The organism is Amycolatopsis sp. NBC_00345 (genome assembly GCF_036116635.1).
Taxonomy (GTDB): Bacteria; Actinomycetota; Actinomycetes; order Mycobacteriales; family Pseudonocardiaceae; genus Amycolatopsis.
This window is the reverse complement of the sequence record NZ_CP107995.1, coordinates 9,649,937-9,667,174: the sequence shown is the minus strand read 5'-3', so window position 1 is coordinate 9,667,174 and position 17,238 is coordinate 9,649,937. Positions and strand designations below refer to the sequence as shown.

Annotated in this window: 17 protein-coding genes; 6 read left to right on the top strand and 11 right to left on the bottom strand. The window is 70.0% G+C overall.

Annotation, left to right across the window (positions count from 1 at the left end; genetic code table 11):
* Positions 1-73 precede the first annotated feature (73 nt).
* Positions 74-946, top strand: a complete 873-nt coding sequence (locus OG943_RS44200; RefSeq protein ID WP_328606821.1) for a LysR family transcriptional regulator — start codon at positions 74-76, stop codon at positions 944-946.
* Between the two features lie 63 nt (positions 947-1,009).
* Here the strand turns inward: OG943_RS44200 and OG943_RS44195 are convergent, their stop codons facing one another.
* Both OG943_RS44195 and OG943_RS44190 read right to left on the bottom strand, forming a co-directional pair.
* The gene (locus OG943_RS44195; protein WP_328606820.1) at positions 1,010-1,993 is read right to left on the bottom strand and encodes a glutathione S-transferase family protein; all 984 of its coding nucleotides are present in this window, start codon (positions 1,991-1,993) and stop codon (positions 1,010-1,012) included.
* 34 nt (positions 1,994-2,027) lie between these two features.
* A complete protein-coding gene (locus OG943_RS44190) occupies positions 2,028-2,510 on the bottom strand; it encodes a MarR family winged helix-turn-helix transcriptional regulator (RefSeq protein WP_328606819.1) in 483 nt (160 codons plus the stop codon).
* 107 nt (positions 2,511-2,617) lie between these two features.
* Between OG943_RS44190 and OG943_RS44185 the strand changes: the two genes are divergently transcribed.
* A complete protein-coding gene (locus tag OG943_RS44185; RefSeq protein ID WP_328606818.1) occupies positions 2,618-3,175 on the top strand; it encodes a YceI family protein in 558 nt (185 codons plus the stop codon).
* Positions 3,176-3,335: 160 nt separating this feature from the next.
* On the opposite strand, the gene OG943_RS44180 is transcribed toward OG943_RS44185, so the two are convergent.
* The 4 genes from OG943_RS44180 to OG943_RS44165 are packed head-to-tail and all read right to left on the bottom strand — an operon-like array spanning position 3,336 to position 6,446.
* Complete coding sequence (locus OG943_RS44180) at positions 3,336-3,926, bottom strand: TetR/AcrR family transcriptional regulator (RefSeq protein WP_328606817.1); 591 nt, start codon at positions 3,924-3,926, stop codon at positions 3,336-3,338.
* 56 nt (positions 3,927-3,982) lie between these two features.
* Positions 3,983-4,516 carry a hypothetical protein gene (locus tag OG943_RS44175; protein WP_328606816.1) on the bottom strand — a complete coding sequence of 178 codons (534 nt, stop codon included), beginning with the start codon at positions 4,514-4,516 and terminating at the stop codon, positions 3,983-3,985.
* Positions 4,517-4,563: 47 nt separating this feature from the next.
* Positions 4,564-6,150 carry an alpha/beta hydrolase gene (locus tag OG943_RS44170; RefSeq protein ID WP_328606815.1) on the bottom strand — a complete coding sequence of 529 codons (1,587 nt, stop codon included), beginning with the start codon at positions 6,148-6,150 and terminating at the stop codon, positions 4,564-4,566.
* A complete protein-coding gene (locus OG943_RS44165; RefSeq protein ID WP_328606814.1) occupies positions 6,147-6,446 on the bottom strand; it encodes a hypothetical protein in 300 nt (99 codons plus the stop codon). Before OG943_RS44165 ends, OG943_RS44170 begins: the two co-directional genes overlap by 4 nt.
* Positions 6,447-6,885: 439 nt before the next feature.
* Between OG943_RS44165 and OG943_RS44160 the strand changes: the two genes are divergently transcribed.
* The 3 genes from OG943_RS44160 (at position 6,886) to OG943_RS44150 (ending at position 10,165) form a co-directional block, all read left to right on the top strand.
* Positions 6,886-8,280, top strand: a complete 1,395-nt coding sequence (locus OG943_RS44160; RefSeq protein ID WP_328606813.1) for a sugar porter family MFS transporter — start codon at positions 6,886-6,888, stop codon at positions 8,278-8,280.
* A gap of 158 nt (positions 8,281-8,438) precedes the next feature.
* Complete coding sequence (locus OG943_RS44155; RefSeq protein ID WP_328606812.1) at positions 8,439-8,846, top strand: DUF742 domain-containing protein; 408 nt, start codon at positions 8,439-8,441, stop codon at positions 8,844-8,846.
* A 119-nt stretch (positions 8,847-8,965) separates the two neighbouring features.
* Positions 8,966-10,165: a monodechloroaminopyrrolnitrin synthase PrnB family protein gene (locus OG943_RS44150; RefSeq protein WP_328606811.1), complete on the top strand. Its 1,200-nt coding sequence runs from the start codon at positions 8,966-8,968 to the stop codon at positions 10,163-10,165.
* Positions 10,166-10,294: 129 nt separating this feature from the next.
* Here the strand turns inward: OG943_RS44150 and OG943_RS44145 are convergent, their stop codons facing one another.
* The 4 genes from OG943_RS44145 to dinB form a co-directional block, all read right to left on the bottom strand.
* Entirely contained in the window at positions 10,295-11,107 is an 813-nt protein-coding gene (locus tag OG943_RS44145) for a hypothetical protein (RefSeq protein WP_328606810.1), read from the bottom strand.
* 343 nt (positions 11,108-11,450) lie between these two features.
* A complete protein-coding gene (locus OG943_RS44140) occupies positions 11,451-11,828 on the bottom strand; it encodes a hypothetical protein (RefSeq protein WP_328606809.1) in 378 nt (125 codons plus the stop codon).
* Between the two features lie 186 nt (positions 11,829-12,014).
* Positions 12,015-12,965 carry an ArsR/SmtB family transcription factor gene (locus tag OG943_RS44135; protein WP_328612336.1) on the bottom strand — a complete coding sequence of 317 codons (951 nt, stop codon included), beginning with the start codon at positions 12,963-12,965 and terminating at the stop codon, positions 12,015-12,017.
* Between the two features lie 570 nt (positions 12,966-13,535).
* The gene (gene dinB, locus OG943_RS44130) at positions 13,536-14,732 is read right to left on the bottom strand and encodes a DNA polymerase IV (RefSeq protein ID WP_328606808.1); all 1,197 of its coding nucleotides are present in this window, start codon (positions 14,730-14,732) and stop codon (positions 13,536-13,538) included.
* Between the two features lie 247 nt (positions 14,733-14,979).
* Between dinB and OG943_RS44125 the strand changes: the two genes are divergently transcribed.
* A complete protein-coding gene (locus OG943_RS44125) occupies positions 14,980-15,621 on the top strand; it encodes an HAD family hydrolase (RefSeq protein ID WP_328606807.1) in 642 nt (213 codons plus the stop codon).
* 3 nt (positions 15,622-15,624) lie between these two features.
* Here OG943_RS44125 and OG943_RS44120 read toward each other — a convergent pair whose 3' ends face one another.
* Positions 15,625-17,166 (bottom strand): serine/threonine-protein kinase, encoded by a 1,542-nt coding sequence (locus tag OG943_RS44120; protein WP_328606806.1) that lies wholly within the window; start codon positions 17,164-17,166, stop codon positions 15,625-15,627.
* Between the last annotated feature and the right edge of the window lie 72 nt (positions 17,167-17,238).

The window sequence follows — 17,238 nt, the reverse complement described above, 5'->3', positions numbered from 1 at the left end:
CCACCCTCCGCCCGTGGCATTAAGCTGTCCAGCAGAAGAAACCGATCCGGTTGAGCAGTCAGGGTGATGAATCGTGGAGCTTCGCCAACTCGAGTACTTCGTCGCGGTCGCCGAGGAGTCGCACTTCACCCGGGCCGCGTCGCGGATGCACGTCGCGCAGTCCGGTTTGTCGGCGTCGATCCGGGCGCTGGAGAAGGAGCTGGGCGCGGCGCTGTTCCGGCGCAGCACCCGCCAGGTCCAGCTGACCGCCGAGGGCGAGGCCTTCCTCGGCGAGGCGCGGCGGGCGCTCTCGGCCACGAGCGCGGGCCGTGACGCCGTGGCCGCAGTGCAGGGACTGGTGCGCGGGAGCCTCGCGATCGGGTCGCTGCAGTGCCTGTACTCGCTGCACCTGCCCGCGGCGCTGAGCGGGTTCCTGACCGTCCATCCTGGACTGGACGTGCGGCTCCAGCACGGCGGCTCCACCGAGCTGGTGGAGCAGGTGCGGGCCGGGCGCCTCGACGTCGCGTTCGTCTCGAGGCCTGCGCGCTGCCCGGACGACGTGCGCATCGCGCCGCTGGGCAGCGAAGCGCTGGTGCTGGCGTGCTCGCTCGACCACCCCTTCGCCACGCGCCGCTCCGTCAAGCCGCTGGAGCTCGCCGACGAGCGCTTCGTCGACTTCCAGGCGGGCTGGGGCACCCGCGACCTGGCCGACGCCGTCCTCGCCGAGGCCGGGGTGCACCGCAAGGTGGCGCTGGAGATCACCGACGTGCACTCGCTGCTCGACCTGGTGATCGCCGGGCTGGGCGTGGCGCTCGTGCCGGAGACCTTCGCCCGCAAAACGGACCGCGCCGCCTTCGTCGAGCTGGACGGCGACGTGCCCGCGTGGGAGACCGTCTCCGTCACCACGAACCCGACGAGCGCGGCGGCGACGGCGTTCCTGGAACACGTGCGAGGCCCGGCGAAATAGTCGCCACGCCCGTGCCGTGATGGGCGAGAGCCTCGACCAGCTGGCCGCGCTAGCCCCCGCCGGCTACCCCGCCAGGTCTGGCACCCGCTCCCCCGCGGGCGGCGGGCCGGGCGGGGTGCCGTCACCGAACGGGCGGCCGCCCAGTTCCTCGCGGCCGTGCGCGGTGAGCCAGCCCGACGGGTCCGGGCCGAGCGGCACGATCCCCGTCGGGTTCACCGAGCGGTGCACCACGTAGTAGTGCTCCTTGATCTGGCCGAAGTCGATCGTGTCGCCGAAGCCCGGCGTCTGGAACAGGTCACGCGAGTACGCCCAGAGCACCGGCAGCTCGGTCAGCTTCTGCCGGTTGCACTTGAAGTGGCCGTGGTAGACGGAGTCGAACCGCACCAGCGTGGTGAACAGGCGGACGTCGGCCTCGGTGATCGTGTCGCCCACCAGGTAACGCTGCCCGGCGAGCCGATCGGAGAGCCAGTCGAGCCGGGCGAACAGCGCGCGGTAAGCCTCCTCGTACGCCTCCTGGGTCGTGGCGAAGCCGGCTTTGTAGACGCCGTTGTTGACGTCGCCGAACACCTTCTCCGAGACGTCGTCGATCTCGTCGCGCAACGGCTCGGGGTACAGCTCGGGCGCGCCTTCGCGGTGGTACTTCCGCCATTCGCCGGAAAGGTCGAGCGTCAGCTGCTTGTAGTCGTTGGTCACCAGCTGGCCGCTGGGCACGTCGACGATCGCGGGAACGGTGATGCCGCGCGGATATTCGGGATCGCGCCGGAAAAACGCCTCCTGCAGCCGCTCGATGCCCAGCACGGGGTCGCGGCCGCCGGGGTCGAGGTCGAAGGTCCAGCTCCGCTCGTCGTGCGTCGGGCCGCAGAGCCCGAGCGACAGCGCGTCCTCCAGGCCCAGCAGGCGGCGGACGATGGCCGCGCGGTTGGCCCACGGGCAGGCGCGCGCGATCACCAGCCGGTAGCGGCCCGCCTCGACGGGCCAGCCGTCGCGGCCGTCCGCGGTGATGCGGTCGGAGAGGTAGTTCTGGTCACGCTTGAACTCGCCGGTCATGGCTCTGCTTTCGTTCGACGTCGGTGGGACAGGGCTAGCCGGGCTGCGGCGCGTTCCGATCCGGGGATTCGAGCGCCGCGGCGAGCCGCGCGAGGATCGGGCCCGCGGCGGCGACCTCGCCGGGCGTGAGGTGGTCGAACAGGTACGCCCGCACCCGCGCGAGGTGGCCCGGGTACGCCTCGTCCAGCTTGGCGTGGCCCAGCTCGGTGAGGGTGGCGTTGGCGGCGCGGCCGTCGCTCGCGCACCGGGACTTCTCGACGAACCCGCGCTTGACCAGGCTGTCGATCACCCGGCTGATCCGGCTCAGCGACAGGGCCGCGGCCTTCGCCAGGTCCGTGAGGCGCAGCCAGCCGTCGGGGGCTTCGGACAGCGAGACGAGCACCGTGTAGTCGGTCATCGACACGCCGGTGTCGTTCACGAACTGGTCCTCGAGCGCCCGCGGCAGCACGGTGATGATCCGGGTCAGCGGCCGCCACACCGCCTGCTCTTCGCTGGTCAGAGGGCTGGTGTCCACCATCCGGGCAGTTTACCCGACGCTTGCTCGCGCAATCAGTTATTGTGGTCTACAGTCCTTTGTTGAGCCCTCAACAATCTGGGGGCCGACCCCGGAGGAAGAAGAAGTTCATGACCAGCGCGACCACCTACCCGCAGCACACCGGCGAATACATCATCGACGGCTCCCACTCCCGCATCGGCTTCGTCGCCCGCCACGCGATGGTGACGAAGGTGCGCGGCTCCTTCAACGAGTTCGTCGGCAGCTTCACCGTCGACGGTGACGAGCCGTCGAAGTCGAGCGCCCGGATCACCATCGAGACCAAGAGCATCGACACCCGCAACGCGGACCGCGACGGCCACCTGCGCACCAACGACTTCCTGGCCATCGAGCAGTACCCGCAGATCACCTTCACGTCCACCGGCGTCACCCAGACCGGCGAGACCAGCTTCGACGTGACCGGCGACCTGACCATCAAGGACGTCACCAAGTCCGTCACCATCCCGTTCGAGTTCGAAGGCTCGGCCAAGGACCCGTACGGCAACGAGCGCGTCGGCTTCGAGGGCTCGACCGCGATCCAGCGCAGCGACTACGGCATCAGCTTCAACGCCGCTCTCGAAACCGGCGGCGTGCTGGTGTCCGACAAGATCACCCTCGAGTTCGAGATCTCGGCGATCAAGAACGCCTGAGTCTCGTCCCGGACCCCGGGTAAACCGGGTCGCGCAGGGCCGGCTCACCGACTTCGGTCGATGGGCCGGCCCGTCGGGCAAAGTCCGTCAAGGCCTCCTTACCCGCGTCGGACGCAGGTAAGGAGGCCTTGACGGCTTTCGACCCAGCCACCCGCGAGCGTTACCCCCGCAGGTTCTCGATCCCCACGTCCAGCGCGGCTTCCAGGAAGCCGGTGTCGCCCGTCGACAGCAGCATGATCACCCCGCCCTGCACACCGGCCAGCAGCGCCGACGCGGCACGCGCCGGGTCCGTCGACGCCGGGATCTCGCCGGCCGCCTGCAGGTGCCGGATGCCCGCGACCAGTTCCGCCAGCCACCGGTCCATCAGCTGCGTCACCACGGCCTGCGCGCCCGGGGTGTTGCGGCCGATCTGCGACATCACCACGTTCAGCGGGCAGTGCTGCCCCCGCTCCGTGTAATGCGCGACCACGGTGTCGCGCCACGCCCGCCAGTCGGCCCACGTGTGGAGCCGGCCCAGGTGCGGCTGCTGCGTGCTGATCACCCGGCCGGCCTCGAAGCCGGCGACGGCCAGCAGTAGCTGCTCCTTGCCGTCCGGGAAGTAGTGGAACAGCTGGCTCTTGCTGGTGCCCGTGCGCTCCCGCACGTCGTCCAGGGTCGTGTCGAGCACCCCGCGCTCCTGGATCACCGCGGCCGCGCCCTCGACGATGCGCTGCCGCGTCGCGGCTCCCTTGCGGGTGAGCGTGCCGGTCATCGGGGCCTCCTCCGGGCTTGGACCTGCTGGTCCATTTTACGGGCCTGGAGACCGGGTCAGTAAGCCGTGCCGCCGTCCGACCAGTTCGTGTCGCCGAAGTCCTCGTCGTCCACGGCTTCGCGGCGCGGGCGCGGTTTCGCGACCGGCTCCGGCTCGACCGGGAGCGCGGGCTCAGGCTCAGGCGCGGGCGGCTCCCCGTCCGGCCAGACGCACGGCGAGGTCGCCCCGAGGTAGAGCTTGCCGAGGTCGTTCGCCTGGATCGACATGTCGAAGCCGTCAGCTTCGTTACGCGCGAACACATACTGGTCCGCGGGCCGGTTGTCGGCGAGCACCGTGAAGCCGTGCCCCGACCACCAGGCGACGACCGCGTCGAAGTGCTCGCCGAACGCCGCCGGGTCCAGGCCGGTCACCTCGTAGGTCGCCGAGATCTCGTAACGCCCGGCCGGGCCGTCGTCGGTCGGGTCGGCGCACTCGGACCGGTTCTGCGAGAACAGCGTCCGCCCGGCCGCGGCCGGCAGCGCCGCGAAGGCCGCGCGGATGTAGTCCTCGACGAGGTCGTGGGCCTGGTGCTCGGTGATCGTGGGGTTCATGGCTCCACCTCCGGGGAGCGGGCGACGGTGGTCAGGACGGCGGCCGCTCACGCCGGCTTCCCCGCGATGATGCGGCCGAAGCTGCGCAGCGAGGGATTGTTGTCCTCCCAGTATTGACTGTGCGCGGCGCCGCTCAGCCCGCCCTCGTACCAGGGCCCTTTCGTACCGGGCGCCGACGCGAACACCTGCCCGCCGAAGTCGGAGCCGGTCGGCGACGGGCCCAGCGCGACGTCGTGGCCCGGGATACCGAGGTTGGACAGCTTGATCATGTCGTGCTCGGCGACAGTGGAGTGCACGTGCTGCCCGACATCGTCCTGGCTGACACCGTCGAGGTGCAGCTGGTTCGCGTGGTCGACGCCGACGCCGGGGCTGGCGACGAAGATGATGTCGTCCGCGTTCAGCCCGCCGTCGCGCGCGGCGTGGCCGACCACCGTGGTGCCGTAGCTGTGGCCCACCACGGTGTTGTGCGACGGCGGCCCCTCGTGCGAGGCGCGCAGGCCGTCTTCGAACCCGGACAACGCGGCTTTCCCGTTGTCCGCGTACTTCTCGCTGGCCGCGTCCCACAGCTCGTTCGGCGCGTCGTAGCCGAACCAGGTGACGACCGAGGTCGACGGCGAGCCCGCCGTCGTCGCCGACTGCCACATCTTGTCGGAGCGGTTGAGGTCGCCGCCGATCTTGGCCAGTTCGCTGCCGGTGCCGGGCACGGAGGTGGCGACGTTCACCGAGGTGTCCGGATTGCCGGCCGCGACGATCGCCTTGCCGTCGCCGCTGGTGTCCAGGCCGACGAGGTACGCCTGCGGCAGGCCGGGCCCCGCCGCGTCGAGCCGGGTCCGGATGGCGTCGAGGCCACGCAGCTTCGCCTTCGCGGCTTCGCTCGGATCCCCTTGCAGCCGGGCCATTTCCCGTTGCAGGACACCACGATTGGCCGCGTCACGGTCGGTCACCGGGATGCCGTCGAGGTTACGCACGAGGTCCGGGTTGTCCCGCAGGATCGTGGCCTGCGTGGCGTCCGGCAGGCTGTCCCACCACGCGCGGTTGTCACCCGGGGTGCCGCCTGGCGGCGGGCCCTGCGTCGACAGTCCGCTCTGCGCCGAGCCCGCGTCGGCGGCCTGCGCGAGCGAAGTCGCGCCCTGGTCGGTGATCTCACCGTTCGCGGCGCGGGTGAGGATGGCCGCGAAGTCCGCGTCGACATCCGTGGCCTGGCGCAGGATCTGCTCGACCCGGTCGGTCAGCTCCCCCTGCGCGCGCTGCCGGGCGGCGGCGACGTCGGACGGCACCGGCGGACCGGGCACGGCGGTGAGCCAGCCGTCGTCGTCGATGGTGAAACCGTTGTGGGCGGCCAGATCGTCGGTGTCCCGGACGTACGCGCTCAGCCGCTCGACCGCCGCCTGCACCTCGTGCGCGCCGCGCCGCACGGCCGAAGCCTCGGCGACGCGCTGCTCCAGCGCGGTGGTCAGTGCCGTGCCACGCGCGGTGGCAGCCGTGGCGGCGTCACCGGTCCAGCCGTCGAACTTCGCCATACCCTCGACGTCTTCGTCCACCGCGACGAGACGGGTGCACCGATCGTTGAGTGCGTCGGCCACCCCGCCGAGCGCGGCGGCGTCCCAGCGCCGCACGTCTCCCCAGGTGATCATCGCGCCGCCGCCTGGACGTCGGCGCCGGCCCGGTCCTCGGTACCGCGATAACCGCGGGCGGCTTCGTCGAGCTGGCCCCCGTACGCCTCGGTGTCCGACGCCCACTTCGGCACGGCCTCGCCCCAGACGTCGGACAGCCGCGCCGCCGCCGGGACACTCGTGCCGCCGGGCAGGCCCGCGGCCACGCCGGACAGCGCCCCCGCGAGGTCCACCGGCCGCACCGCCGCGGCGGCCCGGTGCGCCCGGCCCGCCGACTCGCCCACCGACGCGGGAACCACCTCGAAACCGGCGCTCATCGCGCTCCTCCCCCAGCCTGACCGCAAGACGACCGTACGACGAAGGCCTGGTAACCACGGTTCCCGGAAACCCGGATTGTCCGTTAACCCCCCGCTGACCTGGGAAATCCTCCCGTTACTTCATCCACATATGTGAACGCTAGTCACGTGACTGAATAGTTATCAGCCGGTGTATTGCCCGCCGGTAGGCAGCGTGTGACTGTGTACGGCGAAGTTCATCGGATCGCGCCGACGGTTAAAACGGCTGAACGGCCCGCGACGAGGAAAGGCGTCGCAGGCGGGGGAACCAGCCGTTTCGCAGCCCTGCGCTGTGAAAACTCCGGCGCGCGCCGAAGCCCGGATCACCGGCCATCAGACCCACCCGCCCGATCCCGCTCCGCTGGCCGCCCCCAGCTGAACCGGACCGGCCGGCCAGCCCCAGAAAAGAGACGGCTCGGTTATGACACAGACAGCCGCGGCGCGGCGGCCCATCAACAGGACCACGTTGTACTTCTTCGGTGCCCTCGGCGGCATCCTGTTCGGATACGACCTCGGTGTCATTTCGGGTGTGCTGCCGTTCATCGGCAAGGCCTGGAGCCTGACCGGGTGGGACAAGGGCGTGATCACCGCCAGCCTGTCCGTCGGCGCGATCGTCGGCGCGATCTTCTCCTCACGCGTCAACGAAAAGCTCGGCCGGCGCCGCACGATCATGGTGGCCGCGGTCATCGTCATCATCGGCACGGTGGCGGCGAGCGTTTCCCCGACCTTCGCCCTGCTCATCGTCTCGCGGCTGGTGATCGGCGTCGGCATCGGATTCTCCTCGTCCACCGTGCCGACCTACCTGTCGGAGCTGGCGCCGGCCCGGCTGCGCGGCGCGATGGGCGCGCTGAACCAGATCTTCATCGTGCTCGGCATCCTGATCGCGTTCCTGGTCAGTTACGGCCTCGGCCCGTCCGGCAACTGGCGGCTGATGTTCGCAGGCGCCGTCGTGCCCGCCGTGATCCTGCTGGTGGGCTTGATCTTCCTGCCCGAGACGCCGCGCTGGCTGGTGGCCAAGGGCCAGGAGGACGCGGCCCGGTCCGTCCTGATCAGCTCCCACGGCAACTCGGTGAACGTGGACGAAGAGATCGGCACCATCCGCGAGGTCATCCGGCTCGACGCCGAGAGCTCGAAGACCCGGTTCCGCGACCTGCTCACGCCGATGGTCCGGCCGATGCTCGTGGTCGGGCTGCTGCTCGCCATCGGCCAGCAGTTCAGCGGTGTCAACGCGGTGAACGCGTACTTCCCGACCATGCTGATCGGCCTCGGCTTCGCCACGCAGGCGGCGCTGCTGTCCGGGGTGCTGCTGGGCGTCACCAAATTCCTGTTCACCGCGTGGGTGGTCTTCGTCGTCGACCGCTGGGGCCGCAAGCCGCTGCTGCTGATCGGCAACGTGATCATGGTCGTCACGCTGATCGCGGCCGGGCTGGTCGTCTACCTGGTTCACGACACCAACACGAAGGGCATCCTGATGCTCGTCGCGATGGTGCTCTACCTGGTGGGCTACGAGCTGGGCTGGGGCGCCGTGGTCTGGGTGATGATGGCCGAGGTGTTCCCGCTCAAGGTCCGCTCCGCGGGCATGGGCATCAGCAGCGTGGTGCTGTGGGCCGCGACCGGCATCATCAGCGCGATCTTCCCGATCATCTCCGACCCGGGCGCGCTCGGCATCGGCGGCTCGATGTTCCTGTTCGCGGCCATCAACGTCGTGCTGTTCGCCCTCACCAAGTGGCTGGTCCCGGAGACCAAGGGCCGCACGCTGGAGCAGATCGAACTGGACCTGCGCGGCGGCCACAAGGGGGCCGTGAAGGCCGCCTGAGTTTGTCCTTGACACGGCCGGGCACGGACGGGGATTCTTCCCGTTCGTCCCGGCCGCAAGTGTTTTCGGGTCCACTTCGGACGGGTTTCGCGGTACGCGCTTGGCACGGGTGTGAGCACGGTGCTGTACTGCCCTCCTGAGCCCGAGGAGGTGGCGCCGTGACCGAGCCGGAGGTCCCCGGCCGCGGGTCGCCGTCGGGACGCCACCGGATGGCCGACCCCGGCGAACCGCCGTCGGTCCGCCCGTACGCGCCCGACCACATCCCGCCGCGGAGCGCGCACCAGCTCGCACTGGAAACATTGGTCTCGACCACCGATCTCGGCTACCGGCTGCGGCGGCTGCTGTGGGAGCAGTACGCGCGGGTGTGCGAGCTGTGCGCGTCCACGATGTCCGTGGTGGAGCTGTCCGCCCACCTGGGCCTGCCACTCGGCACCACCCGCACGCTCGTCGAGGACCTGCTGGCGGAAGACCTGCTGCGCGCGCACCAGCCGGTCGGCACGTACGACTCGGAGGCCCGCACGGTGGTGCTGGACCGCGTGCTCGACGGGCTGGACCGGCTGTACTAATCCGACCGAAAGTAGGCGGACACGGGCTGCAGCCGACCTGCTCGTAGAAACCCGTTTCCGCCGTGGCTGCCGTCGGATTAGTACAAACGGCACTGTAGGACTCGATTAGAGTCGGAGCGGTGACGACTGTGGGGACTACAACGGGCACGACTGCGGTGGACCGGCTCGACCGGTGGATCAGGAACGAGTTCGTCGAGTACAACACCGTGCTCGAGGAAGCGTATTTCGCCGAGCGGCGGGAAATCGTCCACCACCGGCCCGAATTGGAGAAAATCAAACAGTCCGTGGCGATCGAAGGCGGCCAGCTGATCGGCGCGGTTTCCGCCGCGGGACCGTTACCGGTTGGCGCCCGGGAAAAGTACCAGCTGCTCGGCATGGTGGGCTTTTATCTCGCCGCCTGTCGCCGGCACGAGTCCGCCGGTCCGGTCGAGCCCGCCTGGTCACTGGCCCAGCTGCTGGGCTCGGCCCTGGGCGTGGCGCCGCGATTCGTCTTCGCGCACCAAGCGCTGTACAACCCGGCGGTGCGGGACCGGTACCAGACTTTCACGTCGCTGGAGGACGAAGCCGTTTTCCTGACGAACAACGGGCTTGCCGTGCTCGCCTACCAACGGGCCGCCGACGCGCTCCGCCGCGTTCCGCCCATGGGTGTCTCGAATCCGCTGACGACGTACCTGCTGGAAACGGCGCTGTCCGCGCTGGAAGACGTGCTGCAGTTCGACCAGACCCTCGGCAAGACGCTGGACGTCGAGCGGTTCTTCTTCAACATCCGGCCGTACTTCAAGTCGCACCGGGTCGGCGCGGTCGAGTACCGCGGGGCCAACGCCGGCGACTTCTCCGCGATCAACGAGATCGACCTGCTGCTCGGCCTCTGCGACGCGCGGGATCCCTTCTACCAGAACGTGATCGCGGAGAAGTACGCCTACGTCGCGCCCGAGGACCAGGTGCTGCTGCGCGCCGTGGTCGACGAGGAGTCACTGCTGGCCAAGTTCCTGCGCGAGGCGGAATCGGGGGCCGGTCCGCAGCTGCGACAGAACGCCGAGCTGTTCCTCGCCGTCTGCCGCGCGCACGGCGCCGCCTACACCTATCACCACCACCGGCTCGTCAAGCCGTTCCTCGTGGTCCCGGCGGAAAAGGCGCCAGCCGACCGGCTGACGGAGATCACCGCGAGCGGGCCGCCGCTGGACGTGGTCGTCGCAGGGCTTTCCCGGCTGAGCGACCTCCGCTCGGCGCGCGACCGGCCCGGGGCGCCGACCGCGCGGCCGGCGCTGGAACGGTTGCGCTCACTAGTTTCCGGCGCACTCGTCACCTCGGAGCAATAACTGTCTTGGCCGCCCGCGGGGTCCGTCGATGCGCCCCAATGTGGCGTTCGGTGCGTTGGACGCACCGAACGCCACATTGGGTGCGTCCAACGCAACCAATGCCGCATTGGGGCGCATGCCCCAATGCCGTCAGCAGCTCAGGAGCAGGCTGGTGATGGCACCGCAGGTACGCGAAGCCTTGTCGTTGACGACGTTCGAGTCGGCGGGTGAACTCTGCTGGCGCTGGGCCGTGGTGGTGAAGCTGCCGATGGTGAGCAGCCCGGCGCTGGTGGTGAAGCTCGCCTTGGCCGAGGCGCCGGACGGGATCGACGCGATGGTGCAGGTCACCGTGCGCCCGGATGCCGTGCAGGCCGAGGATTTCGAGAACACCAGGCCGGACGGCAGAGTTGCCTGGAGCTTGACGCCGGTGGCCGCGTCCGGGCCGTGGTTGGCCGCGGTGATCGTGTAGGTGAGCTGCGAGGTCAGCACGCCGGCCGGCGAGGCGGCGAGCGTCAAGCCGACGTCGGCCGCGCCGGCCGCCTGCGAGATGGTGAGCGCGGCGCCGTCGATGGTGTCGAACGCGTAGTTGTCACCGACGAACTGGTGCTGCAGCGTCAAAGTACCGAGCGGGGCGGTGTCCTTGACCTTGAGCGTGAACGTGACGGTGGCGCTCTGCAGCGGGGCGAGGTCCCCGACGACGGCGCGGTAGCTGCTGCCCAGCGCGCCGCAGGGCACGGTGCAGGAGACGATGTCGGCGACGTCGGTGATCGCCGCTTCCTTGCCGTAGAGCGCGGGCTTGGCCCCGGTGACGGTGAAGTTCTCGGGGTTGTAGATGGTCTCGGTGACCGTGAAGGTCGCGCCGCGCTGCAGCGCCGTCTGGCTCACGGTGATCGCGCTGGTCGGGGTGTCGGCCAGGGCCGCCCCCGGCGTCACGAGCACCAGCGCGACCGAGGCCGCCACCATGGACAGAATTGTGATACTTCGCCGGCGTCTTCGCAGATTCATGTTATCCCTGTTTCTTTCGGGGGATACCGCTCTGACTTTGTGGGACGGTGCGGAAAAAGGACAGCTGCCCATCCGTCGTCAGAGATCCACGATTCGTTACAGCGTGTTTCGGCGGGGTCACCCGGACCGCGACATCGAGGAGGAACAGCCCAGCGTCGTGGGCCACGGTGTGGTGCGGGCCCGGCCGGACCCCCAGACCCGGCCGGACCCCGTCAGCGCCGCCGTTCGGCCCATACCGTGACCGGGACGTCGTCCGGTTGTTATCGAACGACGTCCCGGCGGTTTCACGCCAGGTGAATTGTCACCACTTCTTACAGGGGGTTCCGTAGGTCTGTCCGGAGGAAACCCGCTTGATCTGGCCGCAGCTCTTGATGCCGATGCCCTTGGCGTAGGTGGCGTTGACCGAGAACTTGTGCGAGCAGCTGCCACCGGTCGAGCTGCCGCCGCAGATCATCGTGAACGTCTTCGTGGGTGAAGTCGTTGCGCTGTAGATGAATTCGTACTCGGCCGGCCCCTGGAGGTCCGGGATGCTGTGGACCGTGGCCGAGCTCACGTGAGTGCCGCTGCCGAAGAGGACCAGCTCGGTGTTCCCGCTGAGGATGGGGGCGTAGGCGGAGGCCGTTCCGGCGGCCGCGATCGACAGGGCCGCGCTCGCGACGACCGCACCGATCACTGTCATTTTCTTCATGCTTTCAACTCCGGAAATAGCAGTATGTGATCTCGATAGCTGCGAATTCCTCACTCGCGCTGAGCAGAGCTTGCCATCCGCTTACCTGCTGAGCGCGGATCGAATCCTGGTTTCAAGCTCGGCTGAAAGGTCGAAGCACCCCTTGACAGCTGCTCGCCGGTGTCGTAGAAGCCGGCCCTAGCCCGCCTGGATCAGGCCGAGTCCCAGCGGGGTGATCTCGTGGACCTGGGATTTGCCGGAGCGGGTGCTGACGATCAGCCCGCTGGAGCGCAGGACCGACGCGTGCTGGCTCGCGGTGGAGAGGCGGGTGCCGGTCAGTTCGGCCAGGGCGCTGGTGTTGCACCGGCCGATCGCGATCGCGGTGAGGACCCGGGCGCGGGTCGGTCCGAGCAGCGCGGCCAGCGACGGGCCGGGCTCGGCGTCGCTGTGGAGGCTGGTGTGGCTGATCGAGCAGGCCAGCACCGGCGGGCGCCCCGGATCCTTGTACGTCGTCGGCATTCCGTGGGCGAAGAACGTCGGGAGCACCCGCAGCCCCCGGCCGTTCAGGTGGAGTTCCTGCTCGATCGGGAAGCGCACCCGCAGCACCGGCGGGCTCCAGGTGACGTCGGGGTGGAGCGTCGACAGGAGCAACTGGGGCCCGCCGAGGTCAAGGCACGACTGCAGGCGCCGTCGTTCACGGGCGACGGCGCCGCGCACCGTCACCCAATGCGGGGCGACGCACTGCTGGTAGTAGTCGTGCAGCGCAGTGCCCAGCCGGCGCAACTCGCGCGTTTCCCCACCCGCGAGGCCAAGCAGCCACGGCGGGACGCGGGTGCCCTGCGCAACCAACTCGGCGACGTCGGCGGCCAGGACCCGCTCGGGCGTTTCGAGCACCGCCGAGATCCCGTCGCCGACGGTGCGGGCCTCCGGCGGCGTGAGGAAGTCCGGGCAGTACCCGTACGGCGGAACAGCGGACATCAGCAACCGCCCCGAGTCAGGAATCGCCGAGCGCGACCCCCGCCGCCACCGCCCGAAAAAGGGCTCCCCCTCGGGACGCCGGATCCGATAGCTGCTCATCAACAGCTCCCACATCGGGTCGGCGTCCTCCGCGACGGCCACCTTTCCCAGGTCCGCTTCGGTGAAGTGCACGTTCAGCAAGGCAGGCCGCAGTCCTTCCGGAACTCGGGATGTCACTGGGCAGGCGAACACCGGTCAGGGTCAACAGTGGTCAGGCGAACACCGCTCCCGGCGACCAAGGTTCAGCCTGCCGGACTCCCGACTGACAGGACTTCGACTGCCATGATCGCCATTCCGTTCCACCGGGTGCGCAGACAGCCCGGTATCGAGGCTCGACCCAGCACCCAGCCCGGTACCCTCCGCTCCCACCCGGCCCTCTGTCTGACACCCCGCACCCAGCCCGACACCCACCCAGCCCTCCGCCCCGCACCCGGCTTAGCCCGGCACCCAGCCCTCCACTCAGCACCAGGCCTTCCACCCCGGCACCCGGCACCCGGCACCCGGCACCCGGCACCCGGCACCCGGCACCCGGCACCCGGCACCCGGCACCCGGCACCCGGCACCCGGCACCCGGCACCCGGCACCCGGCACCCGAGTCCACCCAACCCCGACCTCAGCCCGGCGGCAAACCCAGCCCGGCACCAAGCACCGGCCCGGCGCCAAACCCAATCCGGCACCAAGCCCAACCCAGCGACCAAGCACTCACTCCGGCAACAACGGCACCTCCACCCCCGCCTCGACCCCCAGCAACGCCGCCCGGGTGACCGCCCCAGCACCGAACCGGTCCCGCACCACGTCCAGTGTCGTGTCCAGCGTGTCCCCGTCCCCCGCACCGAACGGGAGCACCAGCTGCACCGACCCGTCACCGTCCAAATTGGACAGCGACAGCCCGATCAACGTCAGCCCCCGGTCGTACACCAGTGACTGCGACTCGTACAGCAGCCGGCGGGCTGCGGCCAAGATGGTCTCCGTGTGGTCGGTCGCCTCCACCAACGTCCGTGAGCGCGTGGCGCGGCCGAAGTCCGCGAAGCGCATGCGCAGGACGACCGTGCGGCAGACGCGCTTCGCCGTGCGCAGGCGGCGGGTGAGGCGGTCCACGGTGGCCACCAGGATCTCGTCCAGCTCCGCCATCGTGCGGGGGCGACGGCCGAGCGCGCGCTGGGAGCCCATCGAACGACGGCGGCGGCCCGGCTGGACCGGGCGGGGATCGCGGTTGCGGGCCAGCGCGTGCAGGTGCAGCCCCGGACCGCGGCCCAGCAACGAGACCAGGTCCACCTCCGGCATCGCCGCCACCTGGCGCACCGTGCGGATACCCCGGTCCCGCAGCTTCGCCGACGTCACCTTCCCCACGCCCCACAACCGCTCCACCGGCAGCGGGTGCAGGAACTCCAGCTCACGGTCGTGCGGCACCACCAGCAGCCCGTCCGGCTTCGCGACGCCGCTCGCGACCTTCGCGAGGAACTTCGTCCGCGCGACGCCCACCGTGATCGGCAGGCCGACCGCGCCCAGCACCTCCGAGCGCAGCCGCGCCGCGATGCGCGACGGAGTGCCCGCGATCCGCAGCAACCCGCCGACGTCCAGGAACGCCTCGTCGATCGACAGCCCCTCCACCACCGGCGTGGTGTCCCGGAAGACCTCGAACACGGCCTTGCTCGCCGCGCTGTAGACCGACATCCGCGGCGGCACCACCACGGCCTGCGGGCACAGCCGCCGGGCCTGCGCCCCGCCCATCGCGGTGCGCACGCCGCACGCCTTTGCCTCATAACTCGCCGCCAGCACCACGCCGCCGCCGACGATCACCGGGCGGCCACGGAGCCGGGGATCGTCGCGCTGCTCGACCGACGCGTAGAACGCGTCGAGGTCGGCGTGGAGGATGGGGCCTTCGCTCGTCACGAACATATGTTCGCATCGGACACCGACAAAAACGGGCTTCACGCCACCCGAACGGCCTAAGAAGAGCCGAAAGTGCGGGTGCGGAGTTCCCCGCGCCGTTCCACGAGGCCCACAGGAAGACCGGTACGGCACCGCACCGCAGCTCTGTCCGGGGTAACACCATTCGCCCGCACGGACGCCACAGTGCGCCGGCCGGGTCGTTCATGGCTGGTCAGCGTGCGGGGCGACGGGGAGTCTGCCTAGGGTTCTTCCCGTGCGGCTGGTGCTGTTCGACCTCGACAACACCCTCGTCGACCGGGCGGAAGGCGTTCGCCGGTGGGCCTGGGAGTTCTGCGCGGAACACCGGCTCGGCGGCGAGGACGCCAAGTGGCTGGTGGCCGCCGACCGTGACGGCCTCGAGCCGAGGGAAGCGTTCTTCACCGCGGTCCGCGAACGGTTCGCGCTGCACGAGACGGTGCCGGAGCTCCTCGAAGACTTCCACGAACGGCATCCCGCGCTGATCCCCGTGGCGCCGGGCGTGCGCGGCGGGCTGCCCCGGCTGCGCGCCGCGGGCTGGCGGATCGGCGTGGTCACCAACGGCGACGCCGCGCAACAGCTGGCGACCCTCGTCTGCACGGGCCTCGCGGGGCAGGTCGACGGCTGGGCGATCTCCGCGCACGAGGGCTTCGGCAAACCCGACCGGCGGCTGTTCGAGATCGCGGCCGGCCGCTGCGAGGTTCCGCTCAAGGGCGGCTGGATGGTCGGCGACTCCGCCGCGGCGGACATCACCGGCGGCCGCGCCGCGGGCCTGCACACGGTGTGGGTCGACCGCGGGCGCCGCTGGCTCGAAGACGACGGCGCCCCGGACCACGTGGTCGGCGACGCGGCCGGGGCGATCGAACTGCTGCTGCGCTGAGACTCAGGACTCGGTGTCGATCTTCCAGACGCCGTCTTCCTGCACCATCCGGTAGGTGTGGTGGTTGGTCACGCTACTGCCGCCGGGCTTGACGTAGGTGACATCCGCGCTCAGCGTTTCGGGCCCGGTCTGCTGAACGTTCGCCACCGTGACCTCGCTGTACAGCTTCCAGTAGCTCTTGTAGCTCTCCAAGGTCTGCTTCCGCTTGGCGAGGAAGCCCTTTGACAGCAACGTGAACCCCGTGTCGGTGTTCCCCGGGAGCAGGCCGAAGTAGTTCTCCAGCGCCTGCACGGTGTTCTGCGGCGGGGCCACGCTGGACGAGGTCGGCGGGCTGGAGGACGTCGGGGGCGTCGAAGGCGAACTGGGCGGCGTCGAAGGCGTCGCGGAGGGGCTCGGAGCTGGGGAAGAAGCAGGCGGCTGGGAGCTTGACGGCGAACCGCCCGCGGTGTTGCCGGTGCTGCTGTTGCGGTTGACGAGCACGATCACCACGACCGCGACCACCACGAGCAGCGCGCCGATCCCGGCGAGGAGCATCGAGCGGCGTCTTCGGTCCACGCTCGGGTCCCCCGGAGGGGCCGGCGTGGTCGGAGCCGCCTCAGCCGAAGCCGAAGCCAAAGCCGGGACAGCAGCCTCAGCCGAGGCAGCGCCGACCGCCGGGGTCGCGACCGCGACGGGCTTGGTCCGGGGCAGCGTCAGCGGCTCGGGGATCGTCGCGACCGGGGTGACGCCGCCGTCGAGGTTGCGCAGCTCGACCAGAACCTCCGCCATCGACGGCCGGTCCTCCGGCTTGAGTTCGAGCAGCTTCAGCAGCAGCGGTTCGAGCCGCCCGGCCTGCTTCGGCGGGGTGATCTCGCCGCTGGACACGCGGTACAGCAACGCGATCGCGTTGTCGGCGGTGCCGAACGGCGGCACGCCCTCCACCGCCATGTACAGCGTGGCGCCGAGCGCGAAAACGTCGGAAGGGAACGTGGCCTCTTCGCCGCGCGCTGCTTCAGGCGCGAGGAACGCGGGCGTGCCGGAGATCTCGCCGGTGGCGGTCAGCGTCACGTCGCCGACCGCGCGGGAGATGCCGAAGTCGGTGACCTTCACCGTTCCGTCTTCGCCGAGCAGGATGTTGCCGGGCTTGACATCGCGGTGCACGATGCCCGCCCGGTGCGCGGCGGCCAGCACGCCGGCCAGCTGCACGGCGACCGGGATGACCTCGTCGACGGTCATCTCGCCGTCCTCGTGCAGCTTCGCCGACAGGCTGCGCGAGGGCAGGTATTCCATGATCAGCCACGGCCGGTCCTCGTACTCGACCACGTTGAACACGGAAATGGCGTTCGGGTGCTGAAGCCGCGCGGCGATCCGGGCCTCGCGCATCGCGCGGCTCTTGGCCTCGGCGACTTTCTCCTCACCCTGGTTCACGGGCATGAGGAGTTCCTTGACCGCGACCACGCGGCCGAGGATCTTGTCCTCCCCGCGCCAGACCATGCCCATGGCGCCGCTGCCGATGAGCTCGACGAGCTGGTAGCGACCGGCGACTTGCCGGCTCTCCTCGGTCAACGGACTAACCCCTCGGTGCGGCGTTCACGGACGGCGACCACCAAGTTTTTCACGCCACGGAAGTGACGGTCC

Excerpts from the sequence above, each read along its gene's own strand:
- OG943_RS44195 (WP_328606820.1), bottom strand. The coding sequence starts at position 1,993 with ATGACCGGCGAGTTCAAGCGTGACCAGAACTACCTCTCCGACCGCATC.
- OG943_RS44190 (WP_328606819.1), bottom strand. The coding sequence starts at position 2,510 with ATGGTGGACACCAGCCCTCTGACCAGCGAAGAGCAGGCGGTGTGGCGG.
- OG943_RS44185 (WP_328606818.1), top strand. The coding sequence starts at position 2,618 with ATGACCAGCGCGACCACCTACCCGCAGCACACCGGCGAATACATCATC.
- OG943_RS44180 (WP_328606817.1), bottom strand. The coding sequence starts at position 3,926 with ATGACCGGCACGCTCACCCGCAAGGGAGCCGCGACGCGGCAGCGCATC.
- OG943_RS44175 (WP_328606816.1), bottom strand. The coding sequence starts at position 4,516 with ATGAACCCCACGATCACCGAGCACCAGGCCCACGACCTCGTCGAGGAC.
- OG943_RS44170 (WP_328606815.1), bottom strand. The coding sequence starts at position 6,150 with ATGATCACCTGGGGAGACGTGCGGCGCTGGGACGCCGCCGCGCTCGGC.
- OG943_RS44165 (WP_328606814.1), bottom strand. The coding sequence starts at position 6,446 with ATGAGCGCCGGTTTCGAGGTGGTTCCCGCGTCGGTGGGCGAGTCGGCG.
- OG943_RS44160 (WP_328606813.1), top strand. The coding sequence starts at position 6,886 with ATGACACAGACAGCCGCGGCGCGGCGGCCCATCAACAGGACCACGTTG.
- OG943_RS44145 (WP_328606810.1), bottom strand. The coding sequence starts at position 11,107 with ATGGTGGCGGCCTCGGTCGCGCTGGTGCTCGTGACGCCGGGGGCGGCC.
- OG943_RS44140 (WP_328606809.1), bottom strand. The coding sequence starts at position 11,828 with ATGACAGTGATCGGTGCGGTCGTCGCGAGCGCGGCCCTGTCGATCGCG.
- dinB (WP_328606808.1), bottom strand. The coding sequence starts at position 14,732 with ATGTTCGTGACGAGCGAAGGCCCCATCCTCCACGCCGACCTCGACGCG.